Annotated in this window: 26 protein-coding genes; 13 read left to right on the top strand and 13 right to left on the bottom strand. The window is 68.7% G+C overall.

All coding sequences use genetic code 11. The features are described from left to right. The 3 genes from ALA01S_RS32570 to ALA01S_RS04825 all read right to left on the bottom strand — a co-directional run. Window positions 1-703: hypothetical protein (locus ALA01S_RS32570; protein ID WP_157118764.1), on the bottom strand; the 703-nt coding region annotated here is incomplete at its 3' end. A 12-nt stretch (window positions 704-715) separates the two neighbouring features. Continuing rightward, window positions 716-1,309, bottom strand: coding sequence for a DUF1643 domain-containing protein (locus ALA01S_RS31475; RefSeq protein ID WP_169805850.1), 594 nt, complete (start codon window positions 1,307-1,309; stop codon window positions 716-718). A 704-nt stretch (window positions 1,310-2,013) separates the two neighbouring features. Beyond that, the gene (locus tag ALA01S_RS04825; RefSeq protein ID WP_066332777.1) at window positions 2,014-2,925 is read right to left on the bottom strand and encodes a LysR family transcriptional regulator; all 912 of its coding nucleotides are present in this window, start codon (window positions 2,923-2,925) and stop codon (window positions 2,014-2,016) included. A gap of 103 nt (window positions 2,926-3,028) precedes the next feature. On the opposite strand from ALA01S_RS04825, the gene ALA01S_RS04830 reads away from it, so the two are divergent. The 4 genes from ALA01S_RS04830 to leuD are packed head-to-tail and all read left to right on the top strand — an operon-like array spanning window position 3,029 to window position 6,994. After that, complete coding sequence (locus ALA01S_RS04830) at window positions 3,029-3,997, top strand: tripartite tricarboxylate transporter substrate binding protein (RefSeq protein ID WP_066332780.1); 969 nt, start codon at window positions 3,029-3,031, stop codon at window positions 3,995-3,997. Window positions 3,998-4,005: 8 nt separating this feature from the next. After that, window positions 4,006-4,917 (top strand): alpha/beta fold hydrolase, encoded by a 912-nt coding sequence (locus ALA01S_RS04835; protein ID WP_066332990.1) that lies wholly within the window; start codon window positions 4,006-4,008, stop codon window positions 4,915-4,917. A gap of 21 nt (window positions 4,918-4,938) precedes the next feature. Next, on the top strand, window positions 4,939-6,357 hold the full coding sequence (gene leuC, locus ALA01S_RS04840) for a 3-isopropylmalate dehydratase large subunit (RefSeq protein ID WP_066332782.1): 1,419 nt from the start codon (window positions 4,939-4,941) through the stop codon (window positions 6,355-6,357). Continuing rightward, window positions 6,350-6,994 carry a 3-isopropylmalate dehydratase small subunit gene (leuD, locus tag ALA01S_RS04845; RefSeq protein WP_066332785.1) on the top strand — a complete coding sequence of 215 codons (645 nt, stop codon included), beginning with the start codon at window positions 6,350-6,352 and terminating at the stop codon, window positions 6,992-6,994. Before leuC ends, leuD begins: the two co-directional genes overlap by 8 nt. 96 nt (window positions 6,995-7,090) lie before the next feature. Here leuD and ALA01S_RS04850 read toward each other — a convergent pair whose 3' ends face one another. Next, a complete protein-coding gene (locus ALA01S_RS04850; protein ID WP_157118765.1) occupies window positions 7,091-8,113 on the bottom strand; it encodes a tyrosine-type recombinase/integrase in 1,023 nt (340 codons plus the stop codon). Between the two features lie 172 nt (window positions 8,114-8,285). On the opposite strand from ALA01S_RS04850, the gene ALA01S_RS04855 reads away from it, so the two are divergent. Next, the gene (locus ALA01S_RS04855; protein WP_066332790.1) at window positions 8,286-8,660 is read left to right on the top strand and encodes a hypothetical protein; all 375 of its coding nucleotides are present in this window, start codon (window positions 8,286-8,288) and stop codon (window positions 8,658-8,660) included. Window positions 8,661-8,721: 61 nt separating this feature from the next. Here ALA01S_RS04855 and ALA01S_RS04860 read toward each other — a convergent pair whose 3' ends face one another. Then, entirely contained in the window at window positions 8,722-9,066 is a 345-nt protein-coding gene (locus ALA01S_RS04860) for a thioredoxin family protein (RefSeq protein ID WP_066332793.1), read from the bottom strand. 171 nt (window positions 9,067-9,237) lie between these two features. On the opposite strand from ALA01S_RS04860, the gene ALA01S_RS35415 reads away from it, so the two are divergent. After that, a complete protein-coding gene (locus ALA01S_RS35415; protein ID WP_157118766.1) occupies window positions 9,238-9,525 on the top strand; it encodes a hypothetical protein in 288 nt (95 codons plus the stop codon). Window positions 9,526-9,568: 43 nt separating this feature from the next. Then, window positions 9,569-10,060 (top strand): flavodoxin family protein, encoded by a 492-nt coding sequence (locus tag ALA01S_RS04870; RefSeq protein WP_066332805.1) that lies wholly within the window; start codon window positions 9,569-9,571, stop codon window positions 10,058-10,060. A gap of 118 nt (window positions 10,061-10,178) precedes the next feature. Here the strand turns inward: ALA01S_RS04870 and ALA01S_RS04875 are convergent, their stop codons facing one another. Both ALA01S_RS04875 and ALA01S_RS04880 read right to left on the bottom strand, forming a co-directional pair. Beyond that, the gene (locus ALA01S_RS04875) at window positions 10,179-11,204 is read right to left on the bottom strand and encodes a hypothetical protein (RefSeq protein ID WP_066332814.1); all 1,026 of its coding nucleotides are present in this window, start codon (window positions 11,202-11,204) and stop codon (window positions 10,179-10,181) included. 37 nt (window positions 11,205-11,241) lie between these two features. After that, the gene (locus ALA01S_RS04880) at window positions 11,242-12,246 is read right to left on the bottom strand and encodes a tyrosine-type recombinase/integrase (protein WP_157118767.1); all 1,005 of its coding nucleotides are present in this window, start codon (window positions 12,244-12,246) and stop codon (window positions 11,242-11,244) included. Window positions 12,247-12,690: 444 nt separating this feature from the next. On the opposite strand from ALA01S_RS04880, the gene ALA01S_RS04885 reads away from it, so the two are divergent. From ALA01S_RS04885 to ALA01S_RS04895, 3 genes are all read left to right on the top strand, one after another. Continuing rightward, on the top strand, window positions 12,691-14,229 hold the full coding sequence (locus tag ALA01S_RS04885; RefSeq protein ID WP_157118768.1) for a sensor histidine kinase: 1,539 nt from the start codon (window positions 12,691-12,693) through the stop codon (window positions 14,227-14,229). Window positions 14,230-14,342: 113 nt separating this feature from the next. Beyond that, window positions 14,343-15,341, top strand: coding sequence for a trypsin-like serine peptidase (locus ALA01S_RS04890; protein WP_084267227.1), 999 nt, complete (start codon window positions 14,343-14,345; stop codon window positions 15,339-15,341). After that, entirely contained in the window at window positions 15,338-15,766 is a 429-nt protein-coding gene (locus ALA01S_RS04895; protein ID WP_157118769.1) for a carboxypeptidase-like regulatory domain-containing protein, read from the top strand. Before ALA01S_RS04890 ends, ALA01S_RS04895 begins: the two co-directional genes overlap by 4 nt. A gap of 42 nt (window positions 15,767-15,808) precedes the next feature. Here ALA01S_RS04895 and ALA01S_RS04900 read toward each other — a convergent pair whose 3' ends face one another. Both ALA01S_RS04900 and infA read right to left on the bottom strand, forming a co-directional pair. Continuing rightward, complete coding sequence (locus tag ALA01S_RS04900; protein WP_066332834.1) at window positions 15,809-16,033, bottom strand: hypothetical protein; 225 nt, start codon at window positions 16,031-16,033, stop codon at window positions 15,809-15,811. After that, window positions 16,030-16,293, bottom strand: coding sequence for a translation initiation factor IF-1 (gene infA / locus ALA01S_RS04905; RefSeq protein WP_066332838.1), 264 nt, complete (start codon window positions 16,291-16,293; stop codon window positions 16,030-16,032). Before infA ends, ALA01S_RS04900 begins: the two co-directional genes overlap by 4 nt. Window positions 16,294-16,995: 702 nt before the next feature. On the opposite strand from infA, the gene ALA01S_RS04910 reads away from it, so the two are divergent. After that, a complete protein-coding gene (locus tag ALA01S_RS04910; RefSeq protein WP_238455698.1) occupies window positions 16,996-17,280 on the top strand; it encodes an H-NS histone family protein in 285 nt (94 codons plus the stop codon). A 196-nt stretch (window positions 17,281-17,476) separates the two neighbouring features. Beyond that, the gene (gene ada, locus ALA01S_RS04915; protein WP_066332842.1) at window positions 17,477-18,571 is read left to right on the top strand and encodes a bifunctional DNA-binding transcriptional regulator/O6-methylguanine-DNA methyltransferase Ada; all 1,095 of its coding nucleotides are present in this window, start codon (window positions 17,477-17,479) and stop codon (window positions 18,569-18,571) included. A gap of 31 nt (window positions 18,572-18,602) precedes the next feature. Here ada and ALA01S_RS04920 read toward each other — a convergent pair whose 3' ends face one another. Continuing rightward, window positions 18,603-19,031, bottom strand: coding sequence for a hypothetical protein (locus ALA01S_RS04920; protein WP_157118770.1), 429 nt, complete (start codon window positions 19,029-19,031; stop codon window positions 18,603-18,605). A gap of 252 nt (window positions 19,032-19,283) precedes the next feature. Between ALA01S_RS04920 and ALA01S_RS04925 the strand changes: the two genes are divergently transcribed. After that, window positions 19,284-19,661: a hypothetical protein gene (locus ALA01S_RS04925; protein ID WP_066332851.1), complete on the top strand. Its 378-nt coding sequence runs from the start codon at window positions 19,284-19,286 to the stop codon at window positions 19,659-19,661. Between the two features lie 437 nt (window positions 19,662-20,098). On the opposite strand, the gene ALA01S_RS04930 is transcribed toward ALA01S_RS04925, so the two are convergent. From ALA01S_RS04930 to ALA01S_RS04940, 3 genes are read right to left on the bottom strand one after another with little or no spacing between them, the layout of a single operon-like run. Then, a complete protein-coding gene (locus tag ALA01S_RS04930; protein ID WP_066332853.1) occupies window positions 20,099-20,698 on the bottom strand; it encodes a TetR/AcrR family transcriptional regulator in 600 nt (199 codons plus the stop codon). 1 nt (window position 20,699) lies between these two features. After that, window positions 20,700-22,154: an efflux transporter outer membrane subunit gene (locus tag ALA01S_RS04935; RefSeq protein ID WP_066332993.1), complete on the bottom strand. Its 1,455-nt coding sequence runs from the start codon at window positions 22,152-22,154 to the stop codon at window positions 20,700-20,702. A gap of 7 nt (window positions 22,155-22,161) precedes the next feature. Then, the gene (locus ALA01S_RS04940; RefSeq protein WP_066332856.1) at window positions 22,162-25,317 is read right to left on the bottom strand and encodes an efflux RND transporter permease subunit; all 3,156 of its coding nucleotides are present in this window, start codon (window positions 25,315-25,317) and stop codon (window positions 22,162-22,164) included. Window position 25,318 lies beyond the last annotated feature (1 nt).

Genomic DNA, 25,318 nt, shown 5'->3' on the forward strand with positions numbered 1-25,318 from the left:
GCATTTTTTGAATTTCCTCTAACTCCCGGCGCTTCGCATCGTAGTCAGTTGCGTGATGGTTGAGATGGCGATCTGGAGCCCAGAAATACAAGTACTCATAGCAGTGTCCCTCCGGCGTTGGCGAAATCCGTCTCAACGGACTTTTATATTCGAGATGCGAATTCCCCGGTTTCGGTTCACGGACATAGCCATCCGCGGACTGCCAAGAGGGGACCGATTGCAGCAAGCGAACCGCAAGGTCGCTTTCGATGAGAAGGCGTGCGCCCTTGTGAGTGCTCTCAAGCCCCACAGCTCTCGCTAGGGTGTCGTCGTTCGGCAGAAATTTTTGAAAATTGTCACGCTCCAATCGTGGCTCGAATTCCAAGACGCCATCAACAATGGCGCCACGCAGAAGCAGCCCCCGGTGCAACAGTTTGAGATATAGCAGCCCAAGTTCCCGCAAGGCGCCTCGCTCATCAGAGCCCCACATAAAAAAACTGTCACTGAACATCATAATTCGGCTACCACTTGCCGAAATCCATTCGTTGTCGACGTTGAGAAATGTGGTGCTGTAGAACTCATTGAGCTTCTCTTTCGCCAAGCCAGGAGATAGCTTGTACATGGCAGAGATGCCAAGGAGATCCCCGTAAAACGTGTAGCCCATAAGGTTCCCTAATGTAAAGTCAAGGGGCAGGGCAAAAGTGCGGCTCTTGGCCTGTCCCACTTAAGCGACATGTTATGCATTTGATAGCAATGATGAGACCGTATCGACCCACTCCACCTGCTTGGTGTGGATTCTCGGCAGAGGATGATAGTAGGCCCACTCAACCCCGTTTTTTCTTATACCAATTGGATTGCTTTCAGAGATTTGGTTGATGGCCTTTCTTGCCAACGCCTCAAGATTGGAATCAACTCCCCATCCATAAATGACAGGCACGCGTTGGCGAAATAGATTTAAAAACTCTTTATGTCTAGATTGATGGAATATTGAATGAGGGATGGAGTTGGCGTTGCTTGATTTGAGGAATTTGTAAAACTCCTTGCTGCTGGGCTGACGCGCATCGGATAAGTTGAGAATGCGCGCAAAATTTAAGCCCACGTTGTTCATTACTGCCATGATCTGATCCTGGGTTGGATCGGGGTGGGCTTCACTTGGAGCATTATTGTTATCAATGCCATCTAATGGGTAAGACGAACCGGGGTTCATCATTACAACCATAATGTCTGGTTGGTTTAAATTAGTCCCTACTGTTTTTATGTTCAGATACCTGCGGCATTTCAGGCCAGAAAGCTCATAAAAATGGCCGGATATTTCAAATTTGTTGGCCACGCCACCTCCCAATGGATGCATAACGTGTGAGTTCAGCGGGCCGGAAAAAGCGTAGCTTTTCCGGCCCGCTGGAAAGCAAGGCTGGGAGTGGCCAGAAACACATTTGGCCCCTAGGATTGCGCAGGCCAAAGAGGCTAGCCAGCCCCGCACCGATTTTCGTAGCGCCGCTCGCCAGAAATGCCAACTGGGCGGTCGCCCGTAAGCGATATGTCACGCGTGCCACCCCCGGCGAATACCGCAGCGCAGTTCGGAAACGAAACGGACCGATTACTCATGACGCCTGCAACACCCAACGTTAATTGACCCGCTCGGTAACAGCACACCAATGCGGCCTAAACAACTCAAAGTCCCAATCATCTGTTCCATGGCCCGCCTCGGCAAGGTGGCCAGGTCGCTTTCCGTTTCGGGTCTGTCTATAGTGCATTAAGCCGCTTAAAAAAACTACGGATGGACAAATGGGCGTTGAATAAGTCACGAAATTCTTTTCCTGCTTCGCCATTGAACGACAAGCGCGGGCCTCCACGCAAAAGGAAGCCTAGCCGCCAAATTGATCTTCCACCGCCGGTCCAGGCCATCTCCACCCGCCGCCCTATGAAACGAATGGCGCCCCCGGGTTGGCCGCCTCGCTGCTTGATGACAGCCCCCGAGAAAACAATATTTCTTTCCGGCACCCCATGCCGACCAATTGACGCCTCCCGCGCCCCTCAGCTCCCGTCGCCCCCCACCGGCCGCTCCTCAAACCACTCCACCAAAAAATCCACCAACGCCCGCGTCTTCGCCGAAAGGTGGCTACGCGTAGGAAACACCGCATAGATATCCGCCGAAGGCAGGCTCCACTCCGGCAGCACGACTTGAAGCGCACCAGCCCGCACATGCGCCGCCGCGTCCCACAGCGAGCGCATCAAAATCCCGTGCCCCGCCAGCGCCCACCCCAGCGCCGTCTCCCCGTCGTTAGTGCTCAGCGGCCCGCGCACCTTCACGGTTTCCTGCCGGCTGCCCTGGCTCAAATGCCAGGTGCCGAAGGTTTCGTCGCCCTCGCGAATGAAGATGCACGCGTGCTGCGCCAGGTCGCGTGGCGTGGCCGGCTCGCCCGCGCGCGCCAGGTAAGCCGGCGCCGCCAGCAGCGCGCGCCGGTTCAGCGCCAGCCGCCGCGCCGTCAGCCGCGCATCGGGCAACTCGCCAAAGCGCACCTGCAAGTCAAAACCCTGCTCGACCAGGTTGATGGGTTTATCGGCCAGGTGCAGTTGCACTTCCACCTCCGGATAGCGCAGCGCGAAGGCCGACAGGGCAGGGGCCAAGTGCCGCCTGCCAAACCCCAGCGTGCCGCTCACGCGCAGCAGCCCCTTGGGCTGCGCGCGGCTGCCGGCCACCGTGCGCTCCAGCGTTTCCAGCTCCTCCAGCACCCGGGCGCCTTCCACCAGATAGGTTTCGCCCTCCGGCGTGAGGCCGATGCGGCGGGTGGTGCGGTGCAGCAGCCGCACGCCCAGGCGCTGCTCCAGCGCCGCCAGCCGCTTGCTCACGCTCGAAGGCGTCACGCCCAGCTCCTGCGCAGCGGCCGCCAAGCTGCCTTGCTTGACGACCAGGCTGAAGAAGGTCAGATCAGAGAAGGCATCCATTGGTGAATTTAAAGAACGAAAGAAGTTCAGAAGAAGAAATTATGCGACTTGGGTTCATGGATAGCATCTCCCCATCGCTTCCACAAGACACAGGAGACAAGCCATGCAACGCCGAAGCGCGCTCGCCGCCCTGGCCGCACTGTCTGCGCTGGCCGCCACCGCGGCCCAAGCGCAGACCTACCCGGAGCGGGCCATCAAGCTCGTCGTCCCTTATGCGCCCGGCGGCAGCGCCGACATCGCCGCGCGGCTGATCTCCGACGAATGGGCCAAGGCGCTGGGCGGCACGGTGTTCATCGAGAACAAGGCCGGCGCCGGCGGCAACCTGGGCGTGGACGCGGTATCTAAATCCAAGGCCGACGGCTACACCATCGGCCTGCAGACCGTGTCGCTGGCCATCAACCCGGCGCTCTTCCCCAAGATGCCCTACGACACGCTCAAGGACCTGGCGCCCATAGGCCTGGTGGCCAGCTCCCAGCACGTGCTGGTGGTCAACAACAACCTGCCCGCCAAGGACGTGAAGGCGCTGCTGGCGCTGCTCAAGGCGCAGCCGGGCAAGCTCACCTACGGCTCGGCCGGCCCGGGCAGCACCTTCCACATGGCCGCCGAGCTGTTCAAGGGTGTCTCCGGCACGGCCATCACCCACATTCCCTACCGCGGCGGCGGCCCGGCCCTGGCCGACACCATCGGCGGCCAGGTGGACATGAGCTTTCCCGTGCTCTCCGCCGCGCAGCAGCAAGTCCAGACCGGCAAGCTGCGCGCGCTGGGCGTGACGGGGGCGAAACGCTCGCCCCTCATGCCCAACGTGCCCACCATCGCCGAGGCCGGCCTGCCCAACTACGCCTTCGAGACCTGGTTCATGGTCTTCGCGCCCGCCGGCACGCCGCAGCCCGTCATTGAGAAGCTCAACGCCTCGCTGGGCAAGGCGCTGGCTTCGCCCGCCCTCAAGGAGCGCATGACGCGCGAGGGCTACGACCCCACGCCGTCCACGCCGGCCGAGGCCCGCGCCCGGCTGGAAAAAGAAATGCCGCAGTGGGCCAAGCTGGTCAAGGAACGCGGCATCACCGCGGAGTGAACAGCGCCATGAGCGACGCCCCACTGTTCCCCGGCTTCCAGGCCCGCGACGTCGAAACCGACGCCGGCATGACCATCCACGCCCTCACCGGCGGCGAGGGCCCACCGCTGCTGCTGCTGCACGGCCACCCGCAGACGCACGCCATCTGGCACCGGGTGGCGCCCGCGCTGGCGCAGCGCTTCACCCTGGTGCTGGCCGACCTGCGCGGCTATGGCGACTCCTGTAAACCCGCGGGCGACGCGGACCACGGCAACTACGCCAAGCGTGTGATGGCGCGCGACGTGCTGCGGCTGATGCAGGCCCTGGGCCACGACCGCTTTGCCGTGCTGGCCCACGACCGCGGCGCCCGCGTGGCCCACCGCCTCGCGGCCGACCACCCGCAGGCCGTGTCGCGCCTGGCGCTGCTGGACATCGCGCCCACGCTGGCCATGTACGAGCAGACGAGTGAAACCTTCGCACGCGCCTACTGGCACTGGTTCTTCCTGATCCAGCCCGCGCCGCTGCCGGAGCGGCTCATCGAAGCCGACCCCACCGCCTACCTGCGCGACGTGATGGGCCGCCGCAGCGCGGGCCTGGCCCCCTTCGACCCCCGCGCCCTGGCCGAGTACGCCCGCTGCCTCGCGCTGCCCGGCGCCGCCCACGGCCTGTGCGAGGACTACCGCGCCGCCGCCGGCATCGACCTGGCCCACGACCGCGCCGACCGCGACGCCGGCCGCCGCCTGCCCATGCCGCTGCTGGCGCTGTGGGGCGAGCAGGGCGTGGTGCACCGCTGCTTCCAGCCGCTCGCCGAGTGGCGCCGCGTGGCCGCCGACGTGCGCGGCCAGCCGCTGCCCTGCGGCCACTACATCCCCGAAGAGGCCCCCGAGGCGCTGCTCGCGCACGCGCTGCCTTTCCTGTCCGAACCTTCCGAAGACCGCTGAGCCCCGACGGGCTTGTAAACCATGACTTCCAAAACGCTCTACGCCAAGCTGGTCGAGTCGCACACCGTCGCCATCCTGGACGAGCAGAACGTGCTGCTGTTCTGCGACCTGCACCTGATGAACGAATACACCAGCCCGCAGGCCTTCGCCGGGCTGCACGCCGCCGGCCGCGACGTGCCCGTGCCCGGCCAGAACGTGGCGGTGGTGAGCCACATCATCCCCACGCACCCGGTGGCTGAACGCGTCATTGCCGACCCGGCCTCCGCGCTGCAGGCCAGCAACCTCAAGCGCAATTGCGAGCGCCACGGCATCCCGCTGTTCGACACCAACGACCGCCTGCAGGGCATAGAGCACGTCGTGTCGCCGGAGCACGGGATGATCCGTCCCGGCATGGTCGTGATCTGCGGCGACAGCCACACCACCACCTATGGCGCGCTGGGCGCGCTGGGCTTCGGCATAGGCACCTCGGAGGTGGAGCACGTGCTGGCCACGCAGACGCTGGTCTACCGGCTGGCGTTGTCCATGCGCATACGCGTGGACGGCGAGCTGCCCGCGGGCGCCACGGCCAAGGACCTGATCCTGATGATCATCGGCCGCATCGGCGCCCAGGGCGCGCGCGGCTACGTGGTGGAGTTCTGCGGCAGCGCCATTGACGCGCTGTCCGTCGAGGCCCGCTTCACGCTGTGCAACATGGCCGTGGAAGCCGGCGCGCGCGGCGCGCTGGTTGCACCGGACGACGCGGCCATCGCCTACGTGCTGCAGCGCGCGGGCGACATCACCGGCGCCGTGCGCGAGGCGGCCCTGGCGCACTGGCGCACGCTGCACAGCGACGCCGACGCGCGCTTCGACGCCGAGCACCGCTTCCATGCCGGCGAGGTCGCGCCGCACGTCACCTGGGGCACCAGCCCCGACCAGGTCATCCCCGTGGATGGCCGCGTGCCCAACCCCGAGCGGCTCCCGGCAGGTGCCGAGCGCGGCAGCGCCGAGCAGGCGCTGCGCTACGTGGCGCTGTCACCGGACGCGCCGCTGGAGGGCACGCCCGTTCAGCACGTCTTCATCGGCTCCTGCACCAACGGCCGCATCGAGGATTTGAGGGCGGTGGCCGACGTGGTGCGCGGCCGCCGCGTGGCGCCGGGCGTGCGGGCCATGGTCGTCCCGGGCTCGGGCGCGGTGATGGCGCAGGCCGAAGGCGAGGGCATCGCGGCGCTGCTCACCGCCGCCGGCTTCGAGTGGCGCAAGCCCGGCTGCTCCATGTGCCTGGCCATGAACGACGACGTGCTGGCGCCCGGCGTGCGCTGCGCCTCCACCACCAACCGCAATTTCGAAGGACGCCAGGGCCGCGGCGCCATCACCCACCTGATGAGCCCCGCCATGGCGGCGGCCGCCGCCGTCACCGGCGCCATCACCGACGTCCGCAAGCTGGAGCGCCTCCATGGCTGACCAACACCTCATCGAAGGCCGCGCCGCGGCGCTGCGCATCGAAAACCTGGACACCGACCAGATCATGCCCAAGCAGTTCCTGCGCGGCATCGACAAGGCGGGCCTGGCCGCCGGCCTGCTGTACGACCTGCGCCGCGACGCCCAGGGGCGCGAGCGGCCGGCCTTCGTCCTGAACCGGCCGGACTACGCGGGCGCCTCCATCCTGGTAGGCGGCGCCAACTTCGGCTGCGGCTCCAGCCGCGAGCACGCCGTGTGGGGCCTGCAGCAGTTCGGCATACGCGCCGTGATCGCGCCCAGCTTCGGCGAGATCTTCTATTCCAACGCCATGAACAACGGCCTGCTGCTGGCCATGTTGCCGGCGCAGGACGTCGCCGCCCTCATGGCCGATGCGGACGACCCGTCGCGCAACGCCGTGCGCATCGACCTGGAAACCATGACGGTGCGCAGCGCCGGCGTGCACGCCGGCTTCAGCCTCTCCGCGCGCCACCGCCGCATGCTCATGGAGGGGCTGGACGTGATCGGCCTTACGCTCACGCAGCGTGCCCAGATCGAGCAGTTCGCCCGCCGCCATTGGGACGCGCATCCGTGGCTGCAGGACGTGGCGCTCAAGACGCGCCAGGCGCTGCCGGCCGGCTGAGCCGCGGCCGTGGCGCCCGCGGGCCCCGCGCCGGCCGTGTGGCCGCCGCTTGCGCGCTGCGTCAGGCCCTCTGTGCGGCCGGTTCGCGGGCCAGTTTCAAGCCAGCTCGACCGGCGAGACCAGGATGCGCCTGTACCGCTCCATCATGGCCGGGTCGCTCAAACCTAACCAGCGCGCCACCTCCGTGGCCGGCTTGCCCTTGCGCAACTGGCGCAGCGCGAAGGTGTGGCGCAGCTTGTAGCTGCCGCCTTCCACGTCCTCTATGCCCGCGGCCAGCAGCACGGTGCGCGCGGCCGTGTACTGCGCGACCTTGCCCCAGGCCTTGCCGCTGGTCTTGGTGGAGGGAAAGCACATGGGCCCCGGGATGCGCTGCTGGCTGCGCACCTGCAGCCACGCCGCCAGCAGCCGCGCCGCCCAAGGCGCCATGGGCGTCTCGCGCGCGGGGGAGTTGCCGTTGCCGGGCAGCCGCAGCTTCCAGGGCAGCCCGGCCACGGGGCCGCCCTCGCAAATGACGCCCTCCAGCGTGAGCGCGCGCACGTCGCCCGGCGTCAGGCCCGCGCCCAACATCAGCGCCACGGAGGCGCGGTTGCGCAAGTCCTGCCAATAGCTGGCGCCACCGCCGAGCGGGCGGCTGTCGCAGAGGTAGACCACGAGCCGCTTGGCCTCGGTGGCGCTGAGCACGTCCGGCAGCGGGTCGCGCCCGTGCGAGCCGGCAAAGCGCACTTCGGCGCGCGAGGCGATCAGCTCGGTGGCGGCGCGGTTCACGGGCGCGCCGCGCGTGAGGCGCCGGTGCTCCATGACGCGCTCCACCAGCCGCAGCAGCCGCAGCGCGTAGCGGGCGCTGAGCTCGTCGAAGCCGCCGCGCGAGGCGATGTAGGCGTCCAGGTCCGCGGCCGTGATCTCGTCCAGCGCGATGCCGCGGCCCACGCACCACTGCGCCAGGGCCGTCCACATCGCCTCGTACACCGAGGCCGAGGAGTCGCGCCGCACCTGTCCGGCCTGCTGGCTGGCGCGCAGCCAGCCGTGCAGCGCGCGCTGGAACTCCAGCGCGCCTGCGCTCTGCGGCGCGTCCTCGAACAGGTCCAGGTTCATCGTGGGCCGTGCAAGGGATTGGTTCATGGCCGCGATGGTGCCTCAGCGCGCAAGCCTGCCCGCTCCATGGGTGCGTTCCGGGCGCGTTCCGGCACGTTCAACCAGCCTTTCCAACCGGCGCCAGTCCTGCGGCCTGGATGGGAGCGCTGCTTTCCGGTGGCAGACTCCGGCCGAAAGACGACCCGAAACGAGCCCCGGCATGGCACTGAGCTACCTGACCTTTGATTTCAGCGAGGCCGACGACGGCGGCGGCAGCTTCGACGCCATGGCTTCCGTGGTGCCGCGCGCGCTGCCGGCGCTGGAGGAGGAGATCGCGCAGGTGCTGGACTGGGCCCACGCCACCTTTCCCGACGGCCCCGGCCCGCTGGACGAGGGTTTTGTTTGGGACCTGGACCTGCAGGCCACCAGCGAAAGCAGCACGCAGCAGCGCGTGCGCTACTTTCCCGGCGCGCGCCGCTTCGAGCGCGAGAGCGTGGGCAGCGAGACCCTGCGCCACACGCTGACGCTGACGCTGGCGGGCCACGCTGATTTCTGCGAGGCCTTCCGCGAAGCCTTCATGGGGGACGACGACTAGCGCGTCCCCGCGGCCTGGTCCAGAGGCCTGGGCCGCGGGCACGCAGCCGCCCGTCGTTGTGTCAGTCCGCCAAGCCGTCCGGCGAGCCCAGCTTGCGCAGCGCCTGGCGTATGTCCTCCACGCCCTGCGGGCGCACGACGCGGGCGACTTCCTGCCCGTCTTGCAGCATCACCAGCGTGGGCCACAGCTTCACCTTGAACGACCGGCCCAGCGGCCGGCCCTTGCCGTCTTCCACGCGCAGGTGGCGCACGGCGGGCACGGCGTCCAGCGCCTGCGCGATGTCGGCCTGCGCCGCCATGCAGAAGCCGCACCAGGACGCGCCGAACTCCAGCACGGTGGTGCCGGCAAGCGCATCGACCTCGGCGCGGGTGGGTTCGACGGCGGCGTAGTGGGGTGTGAAACTCATGTCGGAAAGGGTGCAAGCGATGTTCCTGGGGCTGCCAGTGTCGCCCGGCCGGCCGGCGCGAAGGACGCCCGCTGCCGCCATGCCGCCACGGCCGCCGTGGCTGCGGCGGCCACGCACAATGGGCCGCTTCGCCGGGCCCGCGGGGCCGGCGAGCGCTTGCAGGAGCTGCACATGCACGCATTCACCAGGCGCCAGGGGCTGGCGCTGGCCGCCGCGGCGTTCGCCGCCCGCCCAAGCGCCGCGGCCGAGCCGGCCGCGCTGCGCTCGTGGCCCTTGGGCGCCACGCAGCGGCGCACCGGCATTCGCGACAGCCGCGGCCGGCTTGGGGTGAAGGAGCAGTTCGAGTCCTGGCGCTTCCCGCGCGCAGACGCCAACGTGCGCCAGATCCACGGCCGCCGCGGCGAGGTGTGGCTGCCTGAAAGCGGCACGGAGCACCTCTCCAGCCTGCCCACGTCATGAGCGGCCCCGGCACCCCAGCGCGGCGCGCCGGCCGCCGCCCGCGATGAAGACGCTGCTCGTCGTCTACACCTCCTTCACCGGCGGCACGCGGCAGATGGCACAGGCCGCCGCCGACGGCGCGCGCGGCGAGGCAGGCGTGCAGGTGCGCCTGCTGCAGCCGCCGCAGGCCGGCCCCCAGGACCTGCTGGCCGCCGACGGCTTCATCTTCGCCACGCCGGAGATGCTGGGCACCATGGCCGGGCAGATGAAGGATTTGTTCGACCGCTGCTACTACCCCCTGCTGGAGCGGCTGCAGGGCCGGCCCTGCGCGGTGCTGGTGTGCGCGGGCAGCGACGGGCAGGGCGCGGCGCGGCAACTGGAGCGCATCGCCACCGGCTGGCGCCTGAAGGCGGTGGCGCCGCCGCTCATCGTCTGCACGCGGGCGCAGACGCCGCAGGCCATCGCGGCGCCCAAGCGGCTGGACGTCGCGGACCTGGAGCGCTGCCGCGAGTTGGGCGCGGCGCTGGCGGCGGGCTTGGCGCTGGGGGTGTTCTAGGCCAGCCGCCAACGCGGCCGGGATGTACGGGAAGGCGGCTTCAGGCCAGGCGCTTGACAGGCCGCGGCGGGCGCGATGCGGTCCCCTGAACGCGGTGTTAGACGGTCTAACGCCTGCGTCAGCCCGCCAGCGATTGCAGCGCCGCCATCACCTGCGCCGTGTCGGTCTGGGGCGCATTGGCCTTGAGGGCGTCCAGCGCCAGCAGCGTGAGCTCGTAGAGGTCGCCCGCGCCCACGGGCACGGCAAAGCCGCGCCGCGCCTGGCCCACGCGAACCAGCACGCCGCCGGACTGGCGGCGCAGCTCGAACCACTTGTCGTTGAGCACGCCGTGCCCCTGCGCCTGCAACTGCGGCAGCAGGTTGAGCATCACGGCGGCGAAGGCGGGCAGCTCGCGCGCGGTGAGCTGTACCGCGATCTTGTGCTCCCAGTCGTAGCGGCGCTCGGCCAGCGCGCCGGCCACCTCCAGCCGCAGCGTGTGGCGGCGCACGGGGTCGTCGGTACGCCAGTGGTCCAGCTCCACGCGCAGTGCTGCCTTGGCGCCATAGACATGGTGGCCGCGCGGCAGCACGCGGGCGCCGGACTGGGCCGCTGGCGTGCCGGAGGCCGGCGCGCCATTCGTGGCGGCAGGGGCGGGCGGCGGGGGCGGCTCCGGGGCAGGCCAGGGCGCGTCGTCGTGCGGCTCCGGCGGCGGCCAGTCGTCGTCAGGCCAGCCGGCATCCAGGCTGGGCGCGGCGGCCTCGTCGTCCACCGCCGCTTTCCTGGGCGGCGCGGGCGGCTGCAGGTGCGGCCACAACTGCGCCACGGCCGCTTCGTCCGGCAAGGCGCGCAGCGCGGCGAAGAAGGCCTGGCTGCCCAGGAGCTGCAGCGCCGCCAGCACCTGGCCCACGTCGTCCGACAGGCCCGCGGCCCGCAGCGCGGCGCGGTGCTCGGGGCGGCTGCAGCGGACGAAGTCGGCCAGGTCGCTCATCTGCGCCACGCTGTCCGTGCCGGACTGCAGCGCCAGGCAGGCGCGGCCCAGCGCCTGCGACTGCTCCGGCCGCAACTGCGCCACGGCCTCGCGCAGCGTCTCCATCGGCAGCAGCGGCAGGCCGCGCGCGCGCAGCACGGTGTGCAGCCAGCCGGGGTTCAGCGGCGGGGCGTTCATGCGTGCGGGCGCGGCGTGCGTGCCAGGGGCGCGGCCGTCACGCGTCGGCGGCCGGTTCCACCGGCGCGTGGGGCACGCCGGCGGCGTCCTGGGCGCGGTGGGTGGCGAACAGGGCGTCGCGGGTGCGGTCGTCCAGCATGGGGGCCAGGCGGTCCAGCGCGTCCAGGCGCTGCAGCCCGGCGCGGCGCAGCACCTCGGCGTGCGGCACGCCCTCGCTGAGCCAGGCGACGATGGCGCTGTTGCGCAGCGCGGCCGGGCCCGTGTCGCCGGGCAGGCGGCGCAGCACGCCGTCCTGCAGCGCGACGTTCAGGAAAGCCTGCACGGCGCGGAAGGCGGGCTGGCGGCTCAGCGGCGCGCGCATCTGCGGCAGCGCGGGGATGAGCGGCGTTTCCGGCTTGGGCAGCCGCGGCAGCCAGGCCGCCAGCGCGTCGGCCGTGAGCTCGCTCAACTGCAGCGTGCGCCACTGGCTGCGCCGCGGGCCGCCGATTTCCAGCGACCACACGCCCGCCTCGTCGCGCCCAAGGTGCTCCACGCGCGCGCCGGCCGTTTCGGACAACGTGAAACCTTCGCCCAGCAGCAGCGCGATCAGCAGCCGGTCCCGCTGGGCCTGCACTTCCAGCGGATGCCAGTGCTCCAGCCGCAGCAGCAGTTGCGCGCGCTCCGCGGGCGTGAACGCCACCGAGCGCGGCTGCTCGCGCCGCGGCACCTCGTTGCCCAGGTCCTCGAACGGGTTGCCCGGCGGCAGCGCCCCGCACATCACGCCGCCCGCGTGCACCTGGCCCAGCACGCGGCGGTAGCGCGCCTGGGTGGTGGGGTTCAGGCGCTCGCCGGCCAGGAAGGCCACGGCCTCTATGGGCGTGGCCGCCTCCAGCGGCACCTCGCGCCCGGCCAGGAAGCGCCGCCACGCCAGCCAGTAGGTCGTGTAGAGCTGGCGCGAGCGCGGCGAGAGCTTGGGCAGGCTCATGCCCACGGGGTCGTCTCGCCAGCGCTCGGCGTCGCTGGGCCGCAAGGGATCGGAAGGGAACAGGGTTTCTGCGTTCACGCCCTGCAACATACAACAGCGCGCAGGCGCTTTTGCTCACGCCGGCTCATTAATTTCGGCCTCGGCGGCTGCACTACCAGGACCGGCCCGGGCCCATACCCAGGAATAACGTGCATTTTCGGCGCAACCGCTGCAGCCATTTACATGGCAGCGTTAAAGCGTGCGCAACATTCGCGCACGCTCGCCTCCAGCCCTCGACGGGCTTTTCCATTTTTTATTCCCACGTTTTATGGACATGCCCGCTGCAGCGCCCGCAGGTGACTTGGCGCGCGCCTTGAACGTTTTTGCGCGGCGCACCGCGCCGGCGGCTCACGCCCGAGATCGCCGTTCATGCGCCCAGCGCTCGTCGGCTTGCCTTAACGGACGTGTTTTGCGTCAATATGTTACTGCCGCGGCCTGGCTGTCCGTTGACTTGGGGGCGGCGCCAAGCTGCATGTGCATTTCATGAACTTTTGTCCCTCGCCTACCAATACGCTGCGCGCCGCCGCGCCGGCCGTCACCATCCTGATCGTCGAGGACGATGCGGTGATCGCGCTGGACCTGCAGTTGCAACTGGAGGACATGGGTTACCGCGTGGTTGGGCCGGCCGACAGCGCCGCCGATGCGCTGGCCCTGGCGGCGCGGGAGCTGCCGGACCTGGTGCTCATGGACATCAACATCCGCGGCCCGCTCAACGGCGTGCAGGCCGCGGAGGCGCTCAAGCAGGCCGGCGGCGCCATGCCGGTGATCTTCCTGAGCTCGCACACCGACCTGGGCACGCTGGCGCAGGCCGTGGGCACGGCGCCGCACGGCTATCTGACCAAACCGTTCCAGCCCGGGGAGCTGCGCGCGTGCATAGAAGTGGCGCTGGCCCGCTCGCAGATGGAGCAGCAGCTGCTGGACAGCGAGCAGCGCTGGCGCCATGTGTTCGACGACGCGCCGCAAGGCATGGCGCTGGTGTCGCTGCTGGGCGAGGTGCTGCAGGCCAACCAGACGCTGGCGCGGCTGCTGGGCCTGGCGCTGCCGGCGCTGCAGGGCCGCGCGCACGGCGCGCTCACGCATCCGGACGATGCCGCGGTCGAGTCCTCCCACCTGCGCGCGCTGTGCGACGGCAGCAGCCGCAGCGTGCAGTTCGAGAAGCGCTACCTGCGCGCCGACGGCGCCGTGGTGTGGACGCAGGTGAGCGTGTCGCTGCTGGAGCCGCACGACGCCTCGCCGCGCCTGCTCTACCAGGTGCAGGACATCAGCGACCAGAAACTGGCCCAGCGGCAGCGCGCCGAGCTGGAGGCCGAGCGCCGCGCCCTGGAGCTGCGCGAGGCGCAGCAGCACGCGCAGGCGCAACTGCTCTCGCGCGTGAGCCACGAGATGCGCACGCCGCTCAACGCGGTGCTGGGCTTCACGCAGTTGCTGCGCCTCACGCCCTTCGAGGCCAAGCAGTCCAAGTCGGAGCAGTACCTGCAGCACATCGAGGAGGCCGGCCGCCACCTGCTGGCCATGGTGGATGACCTGCTGGTGCTGCAACGCGCCCATGAGGGCCAGTTGCGCGTGGAGATGGAAACCGTGCCGCTGGCGCAATGCGTGCAACTGGCGCTGTCGCTGCTCATGCCGCAGGCGCGCGCGCAGCAGGTCAGCCTGCTGGAGGACGTGCCGGCCGGGCTGCAGGTGCGCGCCGACCCGACGCGGCTGCGGCAAATCCTCTCCAACCTCGTCTCCAACGCCATCAAGTACAACCGCCCGGGCGGCGAGCTGCGCGTGACGGCCGAGCGCGTGCAGGGCCGCGTGCGGGTGCGGCTGGCCGACGACGGCATCGGCATGACACAGCAGCAGTTGCAGCAGGTGTTTCAACCTTTTGCTCGCGCCGGCCGCGAGCGCACGTCCATCCCGGGCACCGGGTTGGGCCTGGTGATCTCGCGCCGGCTGGCCGAGGCCATGGACGGCACGCTGACCATGGCTTCCCAGGAGGGCGGCGGCACGGTGGCGACGCTGGAGCTGGTGCCGGGCTGAACGCGCACGCCGCTTCCACGCTCGCCATGACACGGCCTTGAGCCTGGCGGGCGCGCCGCCTGCTCCACGCTGCGTCGAGCCCTTGCGGGCGTGTCGTCACGGGAGACGAGGACATGGAAGTAAGAACAATGCGGGCGCGCCGCTCGGCGCGATGGGCGGCTGTCGCCCTGTTGAGCGCGGCCGGTGCCGTGCAGGCGCAGGCGGACGTGCAGCGCACGGTCAGCAGCGACGGCAGCGTGCTGGCGGCACTCTCGGCCGACACGGGGGCGTCCTTCGCTGGGGCGTTGCGCGAGGGCGCGGCGCCGGACGCCAAGGCCGAGTTCCCGGCCTTCACGCTCTCCGGCGCGGCCTTGGCGGACTTCCGCAGCCGCTACCAGCCCAAGCTGCCGCCTTACGCGCGCGCGGGCGGCGACCGCGCCCAACCCGAGGCGGTGGTCGGCCCCGACCGGCGCTTTCGGCTGTATCCCCGGGAATCCGGCTTTCCCTATCGGGCCATCGGCTTCCTGACTTTCACGCAAGGGGGATTCGAGTTCTCCTGCACCGCTTTCCTGATCAGCAAGGACACCGTGGCCACGGCCGGCCACTGCGTGCACGAAGGCGCCGGCGGCAGCTGGAGCCGCGACGTCAAGTTCTATCCCGCCTTCAACAACGGGCTGGCGCCCTTCGGCTCCTGCGGCGCGCGGCGGCTGTACGCCGTGGCCAAGTGGACGGAGGAGGGGCGCGAAGACTTCGACTACGGCGCCATCAAGCTCAACTGCTCCATCGGCGAGACCACGGGCTGGTTCGGCTACTACGCCACGGCCGACTCGCAGACCGGCCTGGCGGTGCTGGTGGTCGGCTATCCCGGTGACAAGCCCAAGGGGACGATGTGGGGCGGCGCCGGCAACATCCTCTCCACCGAGCAGCGCAAGATGCACTACGGCATAGACACCGCCGGCGGCCAGAGCGGCGCACCGGTGATAGAAGCCGACCGCGGCGCCAGCAAGGCCAACTGCTTCGGTACCTGCGTGGTGGCCATACACGCCTACGCAGATTTCGGCCCCACCAACAGCGGCACGCGCATCAACCAGTCCGTGGCCGCCAACTTGACGGCGTGGAAGAACGCGCCGTGAGGCCGCGGGCGCGCCGCGCCGCGTGGCTGCCGGCGATGGCGCTGGCGCTGGCTGCGGCGGGCTGCGTCGGCTGCGCGCGGCAGGCGCAGCCGCAAGTACCAGCAGGCGTGGGCGGCGGCCCCGGCGCTGCGGTGGCCGCGGCTCAGGGCGTATCGGGGCGGGTGGTGGACGGCGCGGGGCGGCCCGTGGCGGGGGCGCTGATCGAGGCCCGCTCGCTGGAGCGTCCGCCCCGGCCGCTGGCCGAGATTGGCGTGCTCAGCGGCGCCGACGGGCGTTTCAAATGGCCGCTGCCGGCCGGGACGCGCGCCGCGCTGCGCGCGCGGCTGGGAGATGCGGTGTCCTGTGAGCGGGACGCGACGGCAGGCGCCGCCGAGGTGGTGCTCACGCTGCCGGCGCCTGCCGCGGGCTGCGCGCCCTTGTCATGAAGGCCGGCGGGGCGCAACGCGGCGCGTGAGCGGCCCGCGTCTTCAGCGGGACTTGCAGCCGGCGGCGCAGACGAGCTGGTTCTTGCCCAGCAGCTTCTTGGACACGAGTTCCGCGCGCGGGCGGTGCACGCCGCATTTGAAGCAGGACATGGTGGCCAGATGCATGCCGCCGCTGCCGCCGGGGCTGAACGGCGAGCCGGCGGCCTTGCGCTTGTAGCGCAGGCCGTCGTCCTGAATGACGGTAGTGGTTTCGTCTTGGGGCTTCATCGCGAGCGTCCTCCTTGGAAATCGGCAGCCGGGCCGCGGCGCTCCAGATGACGGAACGTGATGCGCGCCTTGCTGAGGTCGTAGGGGGAGAGTTCCAGCGAAACACTGTCGCCGGCAAGGATGCGGATGTGGTGTTTGCGCATGCGCCCCGCGGTGTAGGCCACCAGTTCGTGGCCGTTTTCCAGTTCCACGCGGAAACGCGAGTCGGGCAGGACTTCGCGCACCACGCCGTTCATGGAGATGAGTTCTTCCTTGGCCATGGGGTCACGCAGTCATCAGCTTGAAGTGGATGCGGGCACACATGCTGCGGCGTGCTCGCGGGCAGGGCTGCACCAGGGCAGCCGGACGGCAAAAGGGCTGGGGGGTGAAGGTGTCTATGGACGTCTTTCAATAGCCGGCCCAAGCAGGCTGCCCAACGCGGCAGCCGGCGCCGCTTTCGCACGCGGCACCTGGCCGGAAAACTTAAAAAGATTCCGGCCGAATGCCGAAACCGCGGAGCGCAACGCCGTTGCCTGCCATTGACAGACAACCGCAGCAGCGCAAAGACCGAGAAGTGGCGAATCGAGCAAGCCTGCGTCGGTCAGTACAGGCTTTCAGGCAGGGGCCGCGTCACGCGGGCCATCGCGAAAATGTATCAGTTACAGCGTTCGCCCAACGCCGCTGCCAAAAGCGACCTTGCCACTGGAACGCTTTTCTGATGTTTCCATGCAAATTTCGCAGTCATAGGGCACGCGTTCAGAACCCGGTTTGAGCCTGAATTCGTAGAAAACGGGAGTACACGCGTTGGAATGCAAAGGCCTTGATTGCGTGAATTATGTAAATTTATTATACAAGGCGCATTTATTGCCCACTTCTTACTGCCCAAGCCCGCGTGTCGGTTCATCCCAGCCGTTGCGGTTCTTCTCCCTATTCGTTCACCCATGACAGACCTTGATAACGCGAGCAGGGCGCGACGCATTGCCATGCACCAGATTCGGCAGTTGATGGAGTTTTGGAACATCACGCCGGAGGAGTTGGGCTCGTTGTCGCCAGCGCCTGCCCGCCGCACCAGCGCCCCCTTGCCGGGGTATGTGAAATACCGCCATCCGGTGACCGGTGAAACCTGGGACGGCGACGGCGAGCACCCTGAGTGGCTGCGCAAGGCGCTGCTCAAGGAGGGCTATCGAGTGGCCGAGCTCAAACCCGAATTCCAGCAGGACCATGCCGCCCAAAAGCAGGAACAGGAGCAGGAACAGCCTGGAGGTTGAGCCCGGTGCACGAAGTCTGCCGCAGCACGCGCGGGCGGTGGCCTTGACGGCATTGCGACTGCTCCGCGCAGCCGCCGTTGCGCGTGGAGCAGGCCCGGCCAGCGTGTCCGGTGGTTTTGATGTTCGTTAGCGAGGTGTTTGGCGCGCGGCCGGCCTCTACAGTTCTGCCGTAGTCCACGCGCTGACCAACCCCGCCATGAATTCCATCGCCATTTCCAATGAAACCGCTTCGACGGATGCGCGCTGGAGCGCCGTCCTGACCCGCGATCCGCAGGCTGATTTCATTTACGCCGTTCGAAGCACCGGTATTTATTGCCGTCCGGCCTGTCCCTCGCGGCGGGCGCGGCCGGGCAACGTGGTGTTTTTCGAAAATGCCGGGTTGGCGCGGTCAGCGGGTTTTCGCGCCTGCCGGCGCTGCGATCCGGACGGCGAGGCACCTGCGGTGCGGCGCGCGCAGTTGATTGCCGTGCTGTGCCGCCACATCGAGGCCGAGGACACGCCGCCGCCGCTGCAGGCACTGGCGCAGCAGGCCGGCATGAGCGCCGTGCAGTTGCGCCGTGTGTTCCAAGCCGCCATGGGCCTCACGCCCCGTGCCTACGCCCAAGCCCTGCGCGCGCGGCGCGTGCAGCAGGCACTGGCGGACGGCGAGGCCAACGTCACGCAGGCGCTGTACGGGGCGGGCTTCAACTCCAGCGGGCGCTTTTATGCGCAAGCCGACGCGCTGCTGGGCATGGCGCCCGGCCAGTACCGCAAGGGCGGGCAGGAGGCGGACATCCGCTTCGCCGTGGGCCAGTGCAGCTTGGGCGCCATCCTGGTGGCCTGCAGCGGGCGCGGCGTGTGCGCGATCTCGCTGGGTGACGAGGCCGACGCGCTTGTCCAGGAACTGCAAGGCCGCTTTCCGCAGGCGCGGCTGCATGGGGGCGACGCGGATTTCGAGTCGCTGGTGGCGCGCGTGGTGGGCCTGGTGGACGACCCGCGCGCGCCTGTGGCGCTGCCGCTGGACATCCGCGGCACGGCTTTCCAGCAGCGGGTGTGGCAGGCGCTGCAGCAGGTGCCGCCGGGCCAGACCTTGAGCTACGCCGAACTGGCCGCGCGCGTGGGTTCGGCCGCCGCGGTGCGTGCCGTGGCCGGCGCCTGCGCGGCCAACGTGCTGGCGGTGGCCATTCCCTGCCACCGCATCGTCCGCAGTGACGGCGGGATTTCCGGCTACCGCTGGGGCGTGGAGCGCAAGCGCGCGCTGCTGACGCGCGAAGGAGCGGTGCAGGAGCCGCCACCCGCCGCCGGCGACTGATGCGGCCGCCGCGGCCGTCAGGCGCCGCCGCTTACTGCGGCGACTGCAGCATCTTGTCCATGCGGGCCTGCGCGAAGCGGTCTATGACCTTGCGCTGCCAGCCGGGGGCCTGGCGGATCATGGTGTCGGCCTCCGTACTGCATTGCTGTCGCAGCGCACGGGCCTTGGCGGGTTCCAGCCTGCGGACTTGATCCTCGGCCTGGTCCAGCTTGGCCTTGGCTTTGTCCTCGTCACGTGAGCCGTCCAGCCATGCGTCACCCACGAAGGCGGCGCCTTGACGCAGCACTTGCAGCAATTCGGGCTTGCGTGCCTCGTTGCCGGCCTTGACCTGGCCGGCCAGATCGTTGGACTGCAGCTTCAAGACCGCCACGCATTGGGCGTTGTCGCTGCCGGAGGGTTGGGCAACCGCCACGACACTGAGCAGCAGGGCGGCGGAAAAGGTCAGGAATTTGGAGAACATGGTGCGATTGTCGTAAGCAAGTGCGTGCCCGCCCTGCAGCAGGGCCAAGCCGGGCAGTTGTTGCGGGGCTGGGAAAGCCGATCCGGTTCCAACGCGGCATAGCGGGTACGCGGTTGACGGCAACGGGGTTTCACAGCGGGCAAGCCGCCTGCTCTTTTGGTGGAAACCCTGGGCCTGCCGGGCTGATGCGCGGTGGTAGCCAGGGTCCGACGCTGTACCGCGCCCGGTGCCCATTTCTCTAGAAGACAGCCCGTGGCCTTCATTCCCAACCAGTGGAGTTTCCGCATGCCCTCCGACGTGATGCAACCCTTCATGGCCCCGTTCACCAAACTGGCGCAATCCAACCTCGAATTGCTGACCAAATTCTCGCTGTCGCCGGAAATGGTTTCCCAGGCCATGACGCAGGCGCAGCGCATGTTCAATCAGCAGCCCTCGGCCTCGCCCATGGCCGTGCCGCCCAACGCCCTGGCCGATTTGATGATGGGCCTGATGAAAAACTACATGGAATTTCTGATGGAACTGGGCCAAGGCAGCGCCACGCTGATGCAGCAGGCGCCCGCAACCTTGGCCAAAGCCACGCAACAAGCCGCACGCCAGGCCGCCACGGTGGCGGTGCCGCCGACGGCCTGATTCATCGGCCGTTTGTTCAGCAAAACCGGCCGTACGCAGCCGGTTTTTTTGTGCTCAACGTTGCAACCCTTGATCCGAGTAAATGGACCTCAAAGTACAACATACACGTGTCCTTTGAGAACAAGTGATACCCTGGTTTTTTTAAATTTTCATGTCAAGCCGCGATTTACTTTTACTTGACCTGAAATCTTCTTTGTTTCTCTCAATCGGCCCAAAACCCAGCCATCCAGCCTGGAGAGGCGGTTGGCTCACTGCCAAATAAGCCGTGATATATATTCAAATAATTGAAATTGTTGCGCCATTTATCAAGGAGTTATTAATAAATAAAATGCTGGTGCATTTTTAAAATAATCAGGGCAGGGTAGCAATAAGTTGCACTCCAAAAGTTACGTGTATGTTGTAAAGAGGTCCGAAGACCTCTTCCTTACCCTGCTCTTTCAGGCTTCGATCAAAGCCTGGACCAGGCGGCGGATTTCCGACGTCAAGGCAGCGCGGTCCACACCGGACTCGCGCACGCAGCGCACCATGAGCCCGTCAAAGATGGCCGCCAACGCGGATGCACGCGCGCACAGCGTGGTCGGCTCCAGTTCCACGCCGCGCTGTCGCAGCGCCAAGCGCAGCAGCGCCTTGCAGCGCTCGCGGCTGGCGGCATCCGCCGCCTGGACGATGGCCGCGAGCTTGGGGTTGCGGCCCGCCTCGGCGGCCACTTCCAGGCGCAAGGCGGCGTCGGCCGCCGCGGTGCATTCCTCCACGCCCTGCTGAACGCCGTCGAGCATGGCCTGGGCCACGTCCGGCGCGCGCAGCATGGCCTCAGCCTTGGCCAGCCAGTTGGCCTGGTCGCGCGCCACGATGGCGGCGATCAGGTCTTCCTTGTTCTGGAACAGGTTGTAGATGTGGCCGGGGCTCATGCCCGCGGTGCGGGCGATCTCGGCCATGCTCGCGCCATGGAAGCCGTGGCCGCGGAAGCACTGGGCCGCCGCGTCCAGCACCTGCTGGCGGCGCGCCTCGGCGCGCTCGCTGTCGCTGGGCGGCGCCATGTCAGCGGGCTCCGCCGGCGGCGGTGGACGCCGTGCGGGTGGAGGCTTCCCAGCCGCCGCCCAGCGCCTTGTACAGCGTCACGGCGTTGATCTGCTGCGCCAGCGCTGTGGTGATGCGCCCCTGCTGCGCCGTGTAGAGCGAGCGCTGGGCGTCCAGCACGCTCAGGAAATCGTCCACGCCGCGCTCGAATCGCGCCTGCGACAGGAACTGCGCCCGCTGTGCCGCTTCTTCCAGCGACTGCTGCGCGGCAAGCTGCTCCACCAGGCTTTCGCGCTGCGCCAGCCCCTCGGCCACCTCGCGGAAGGCCGACTGGATGCTGCGCTCATAGGTCGCCACGCGGATGTCGCGGTCGGCCTGCGCCACCTGCAGATTAGCCCGGTTGCGGCCCTGGTCGAAGATGGGCAGCGCCAGTTGCGGCACGAAGCTCCAGATGCCCGACCCCGCGCCGAAGAGGCCGGACAGCGAGGAGCTGGCCGTGCCGATGGAGGCGGTGAGCGAGATGCGGGGAAAGAAGGCCGCGCGCGCCGCCCCAATGGTGGCGTTGGCCGCCTGCAGGTCGCGCTCGGCCTGCGCCACGTCCGGCCGCTGCAGCAGCACCTCGGACGACAGGCCCGCGGGCAGCGGTGCGAAGGCCAGCGACAGCGCCTGCTCGTTGGGCAGCAGCTCGGCCGGCACGGGCCGGCCCACCACCAGCTGCAGCGACTGCAGGTCGGACTGCACCTGGCCGGCATAGCGCGCGGCGTCGGCGCGGGCGGTTTCCACCGTGGTGCGGGCGCGCTGCACGTCCAGGTCCGACGACACGCCCAGCTCGAAGCGCCGCTGCGTCAGGCGCAGCGTGTCGGACTGGCTCTTGAACGTGGCCTCGGCCAGCGACTGGCGCTGGCGGTCGGCGGCCAGCGTCAGCCAGCTCGCCGCCACCTGCGACACCAGGCCGATGTGCGTGGCGCGGCGCGCCTCCTGGCTGGAGAGGAACTGCTGCAGCGAGGCGTCGTTGAGGCTGCGCACGCGGCCGAACAGGTCCAGCTCGTAGGCGCTGAAGCCCAGCGTGGCGCTGTACTGGCGCGTGACGCGGGCCTGGCCGCTGGTGCTGAGGTCGCCCGGCACGCGCTGCGCGGTCTGGCCGGCGGCCACGCCCACGGAGGGCAGCAGGTCGGCCTGCTGCACGCCGTAGAGGCCGCGGGCACGCTCGATGTTGAGCGCGGCGATGCGCAGGTCGCGGTTGTTCTCCAGCGCCAGCGCGATCACCTTTTGCAGCCGCTCGTCGCCGAAGAAGGACTGCCAGCCGATGTCGGCCACGGCCGTGGCCGCGGCGGCGGTATCGGCCGTGGTGCTGCCCAGTTGCGCCGGCACCGGCGCGGCCGGACGCTCGTAGGTGGGCGCCAGGCTCGCGCAGCCGCTGAGGAAGGCGAGGGCGGCCACGGCCGCCGCGGCCAGTCGGGGGAAGTTTCTATTCATGGCTTGCTCAGGCATGGTCACCCGCCACCGAAGCGGAGGCGGCGCCAGCCGCGGAAGGCGCCGTCTTGCCCTTGAAGCGGCTGCGGACGACGACGAAGAACAGCGGGACGAAGAAGATGCCCAGCAGCGTGGCGGCCAGCATGCCGCCCAACACGCCGGTGCCGATGGCGTTCTGCGAGCCGGACCCGGCGCCGGTGGCCAGCGCCAGCGGCAGCACGCCCAGGCCGAAGGCCAGCGACGTCATCAGGATGGGCCGCAGGCGCAGCCGCACCGCCTCCAGCGTCGCTTCCACGATGCCCTGGCCCTGTTCCATCAGGTCCTTGGCGAACTCCACGATCAGGATGGCGTTCTTGGCCGACAGGCCCACGGTCACCAGCAGGCCGACCTGGAAGTACACGTCGTTGCTCAAGCCGCGGCCGAAGGCGGCCAGCACCGCGCCCAACACGCCCAGGGGCACCACCAGCATCACCGCGAAGGGGATGGACCAGCTTTCATACAGCGCCGCCAGGCACAGGAACACGACCAGGATGGAGATGGCGTAGAGGGCCGGCGCCTGCGAGCCGGAGATGCGCTCCTGGTAGGACAGGCCGCTGAACGAGATGCCGAAGCCCGGAGGCAGTTGCGCCGACAGCCTCTCCACGGTCTTGAGCGCGTCGCCGGAGCTGGTGCCCGGCGCGGCCTGGCCCTGGATCTGCACCGCGCTCACGCCGTTGAAGCGCTCCAGCCGCGGCGAGCCCAGCTCCCAGTGCGCGTTGGCAAAGGCGCTGAAGGGCACCATCTGGCCGGAGGCGTTGCGCACCTTCCAGTCGTTGAGGTCCTCGGGCTGCATGCGGAAAGGGGCGTCGGCCTGCATGTAGACGCGCTTGACGCGGCCGCGGTCGATGAAGTCGTCCACATAGGAGCCGCCCCAGGCGCTGGCGAGCATGTCGTTGATGCTGGCCACCGACACGCCCAACGCGCCGGCCTTGGCCTGGTCCACGTCGATGCGCAGCTGCGGCGAGTCGTCCAGCCCGTTGGGCCGCACCGCCACCAGCGACGGCTCCTTGGACGCCATGCCCAGGAACTGGTTGCGCGCCTGCATCAGCGCCTCGTGGCCCAGGCCGGCCTGGTCCTGCAGGTAGAACTCGAAGCCCGTGGCGTTGCCCAGCTCGATCACCGCGGGCGGCGCAAAGGCGAAGGCCATGGCGTCGCGCCACTGCATGAAGGTACCCATGGCGCGGCCGGCGATGGCGCGCACGCTGTTCTCGGCACCCTTGCGCTCGCTCCAGTCCTTCATGCGGACGAAGCCGATGCCCATGTTTTCGCCGCGGCCGGCGAAGCTGAAGCCCGCCACGGTGAAGATGGACTGCACGCGCGAGCTTTCCTTCTCCAGGAAGTGCTTCTCGACGCGTTCGATCACCTGCAGCGTGCGCTGCTGCGTGGCGCCGGCGGGCAACTGGATTTGCGTGAACAGGATGCCCTGGTCCTCGTCCGGCAGGAAGGACTGCGGCAGCCGGACGAAGAGCACGGCCAGGCCCGCGACGATCACGCCGTACACCAGCAGCCAGCGGCCGCGGCGCGAGAGGATGCGCGAGACGTTGCGCTGCGTGCCGTTGGTGCCCCGGTCGAAAGTGCGGTTGAACCAGGTGAAGAAGCGGCCGTGCGCGTGGTGCTCGCCCTTCTTGACGGGCTTGAGGATGGTCGCGCACAGCGCGGGCGTGAGGACCAGCGCCACCAGCACCGACAGCGCCATGGCCGAGACGATGGTGATGGAGAACTGGCGGTAGATCACGCCGGTGGAGCCGCCGAAGAAGGCCATGGGCACCAGCACCGCGCACAGCACCAGGGCGATGCCGATCAGCGCGCCGGTGATCTGCTGCATGGACTTGCGCGTGGCGTCGCGGGGCGACAGGCCCTCCTCGGTCATCACGCGCTCGACGTTCTCCACCACCACGATGGCGTCGTCCACCAGCAGGCCGATGGCCAGCACCAGGCCGAACATGGTCAGCGTGTTGATGGAGAAGCCCGCCACCGACATCACGCCGAAGGTGCCCAGCAGCACCACGGGCACGGCGATCGTCGGGATCAGCGTGGCGCGGAAGTTCTGCAGGAACAGGAACATCACCAGGAACACGAGCACCACGGCCTCGATCAGCGTCTTGACCACCTCCTCGATGGACAGGCGCACGAAAGGCGTCGTGTCGTAGGCCACCACGGCCTTCATGCCGGCGGGGAAGTTCTTTTCCAGGCGCTGCAGCGCGGCGCGGGCGGCGTCGGCCGTGTCCAGCGCGTTGGCGCCGGTGGCCAGGCGCAGCGCCACACCGGCAGCGGGGCTGCCGTTGTAGCGGGACTCCAGCGAGTAGGTCTCGGCGCCGATTTCCACCCGCGCCACGTCGCGCAGGTGCACCTGGCCGCCTTCGGTCGTGGTGCGCAGCAGGATGCCTTCGAACTGCTGCGGCGTTTGCAGGCGCGTCTGCGCCGTCACCGTGGCGTTGAGCTGCTGGCCGGCCTGCGCGGGCGCGGCGCCCAACTGGCCGGCGGACACCTGCGCGTTTTGCGCCTTGATGGCCGCGGCCACGTCGGCGGGCGTGAGCTTGTACTGGTCGAGCTTGCCCGGGTCCAGCCACACGCGCATGGCGTACTGGGCGCCGAACAAAGTGACTTCACCGACGCCGGGGACGCGGCTGAGCGGGTCTATGAGCTGCGAGGAGACGTAGTCCGAGATGTCGGTGCGGTTCATGGAACCGTCCTCGGACACGAAGCCCAGCACCATCAGGAAGTTGACGCGGCTCTTGACCACCTGCACGCCCTGGCGCTGCACCTCCTGCGGCAGCAGCGAGGTGGCGGCGGCGAGCTTGTTCTGCACCTGCACCTGCGCGATGTCGGGGTTGGTGCGAGCGTCGAAGGTCAGCGTGATGGCCACGTTGCCCTGCGCGTCGCTGGTGGACGACATGTAGGTCAGGCCGTCCAGGCCCTTCATGCGCTGCTCGATGATCTGCGTCACCGTGTCCTCCAGCGTCTTGGCGGAGGCGCCGGGGTACACGGCGTTGATGGTGATCTGCGGCGGCGCGATCGGCGGGTACTGCTCGATGGCCAGCGTGCGTATGGCCAGCGCGCCGGCCAGCATGATGATGATGGCGATCACCCACGCGAAGATGGGCCGATCGATGAAGAAGCGGGACATG

The organism is Azohydromonas lata NBRC 102462, assembly GCF_001571085.1.
In the GTDB taxonomy this organism is placed as follows: Bacteria; Pseudomonadota; Gammaproteobacteria; order Burkholderiales; family Burkholderiaceae_C; genus Azohydromonas; species Azohydromonas lata.

What these genes read in the sequence shown, in the direction of transcription:
- ALA01S_RS04825 (WP_066332777.1), bottom strand. Translation starts at nt 2,925, where the DNA reads ATGGATGCCTTCTCTGATCTGACCTTCTTCAGCCTGGTCGTCAAGCAA.
- ALA01S_RS04830 (WP_066332780.1), top strand. Translation starts at nt 3,029, where the DNA reads ATGCAACGCCGAAGCGCGCTCGCCGCCCTGGCCGCACTGTCTGCGCTG.
- ALA01S_RS04835 (WP_066332990.1), top strand. Translation starts at nt 4,006, where the DNA reads ATGAGCGACGCCCCACTGTTCCCCGGCTTCCAGGCCCGCGACGTCGAA.
- leuC (WP_066332782.1), top strand. Translation starts at nt 4,939, where the DNA reads ATGACTTCCAAAACGCTCTACGCCAAGCTGGTCGAGTCGCACACCGTC.
- leuD (WP_066332785.1), top strand. Translation starts at nt 6,350, where the DNA reads ATGGCTGACCAACACCTCATCGAAGGCCGCGCCGCGGCGCTGCGCATC.
- ALA01S_RS04850 (WP_157118765.1), bottom strand. Translation starts at nt 8,113, where the DNA reads ATGAACCAATCCCTTGCACGGCCCACGATGAACCTGGACCTGTTCGAG.
- ALA01S_RS04855 (WP_066332790.1), top strand. Translation starts at nt 8,286, where the DNA reads ATGGCACTGAGCTACCTGACCTTTGATTTCAGCGAGGCCGACGACGGC.
- ALA01S_RS04860 (WP_066332793.1), bottom strand. Translation starts at nt 9,066, where the DNA reads ATGAGTTTCACACCCCACTACGCCGCCGTCGAACCCACCCGCGCCGAG.
- ALA01S_RS35415 (WP_157118766.1), top strand. Translation starts at nt 9,238, where the DNA reads ATGCACGCATTCACCAGGCGCCAGGGGCTGGCGCTGGCCGCCGCGGCG.
- ALA01S_RS04870 (WP_066332805.1), top strand. Translation starts at nt 9,569, where the DNA reads ATGAAGACGCTGCTCGTCGTCTACACCTCCTTCACCGGCGGCACGCGG.
- ALA01S_RS04875 (WP_066332814.1), bottom strand. Translation starts at nt 11,204, where the DNA reads ATGAACGCCCCGCCGCTGAACCCCGGCTGGCTGCACACCGTGCTGCGC.
- ALA01S_RS04885 (WP_157118768.1), top strand. Translation starts at nt 12,691, where the DNA reads ATGAACTTTTGTCCCTCGCCTACCAATACGCTGCGCGCCGCCGCGCCG.
- ALA01S_RS04890 (WP_084267227.1), top strand. Translation starts at nt 14,343, where the DNA reads ATGGAAGTAAGAACAATGCGGGCGCGCCGCTCGGCGCGATGGGCGGCT.
- ALA01S_RS04900 (WP_066332834.1), bottom strand. Translation starts at nt 16,033, where the DNA reads ATGAAGCCCCAAGACGAAACCACTACCGTCATTCAGGACGACGGCCTG.
- infA (WP_066332838.1), bottom strand. Translation starts at nt 16,293, where the DNA reads ATGGCCAAGGAAGAACTCATCTCCATGAACGGCGTGGTGCGCGAAGTC.
- ALA01S_RS04910 (WP_238455698.1), top strand. Translation starts at nt 16,996, where the DNA reads ATGCACCAGATTCGGCAGTTGATGGAGTTTTGGAACATCACGCCGGAG.
- ada (WP_066332842.1), top strand. Translation starts at nt 17,477, where the DNA reads ATGAATTCCATCGCCATTTCCAATGAAACCGCTTCGACGGATGCGCGC.
- ALA01S_RS04920 (WP_157118770.1), bottom strand. Translation starts at nt 19,031, where the DNA reads ATGTTCTCCAAATTCCTGACCTTTTCCGCCGCCCTGCTGCTCAGTGTC.
- ALA01S_RS04930 (WP_066332853.1), bottom strand. Translation starts at nt 20,698, where the DNA reads ATGGCGCCGCCCAGCGACAGCGAGCGCGCCGAGGCGCGCCGCCAGCAG.
- ALA01S_RS04935 (WP_066332993.1), bottom strand. Translation starts at nt 22,154, where the DNA reads ATGAATAGAAACTTCCCCCGACTGGCCGCGGCGGCCGTGGCCGCCCTC.
- ALA01S_RS04940 (WP_066332856.1), bottom strand. Translation starts at nt 25,317, where the DNA reads ATGTCCCGCTTCTTCATCGATCGGCCCATCTTCGCGTGGGTGATCGCC.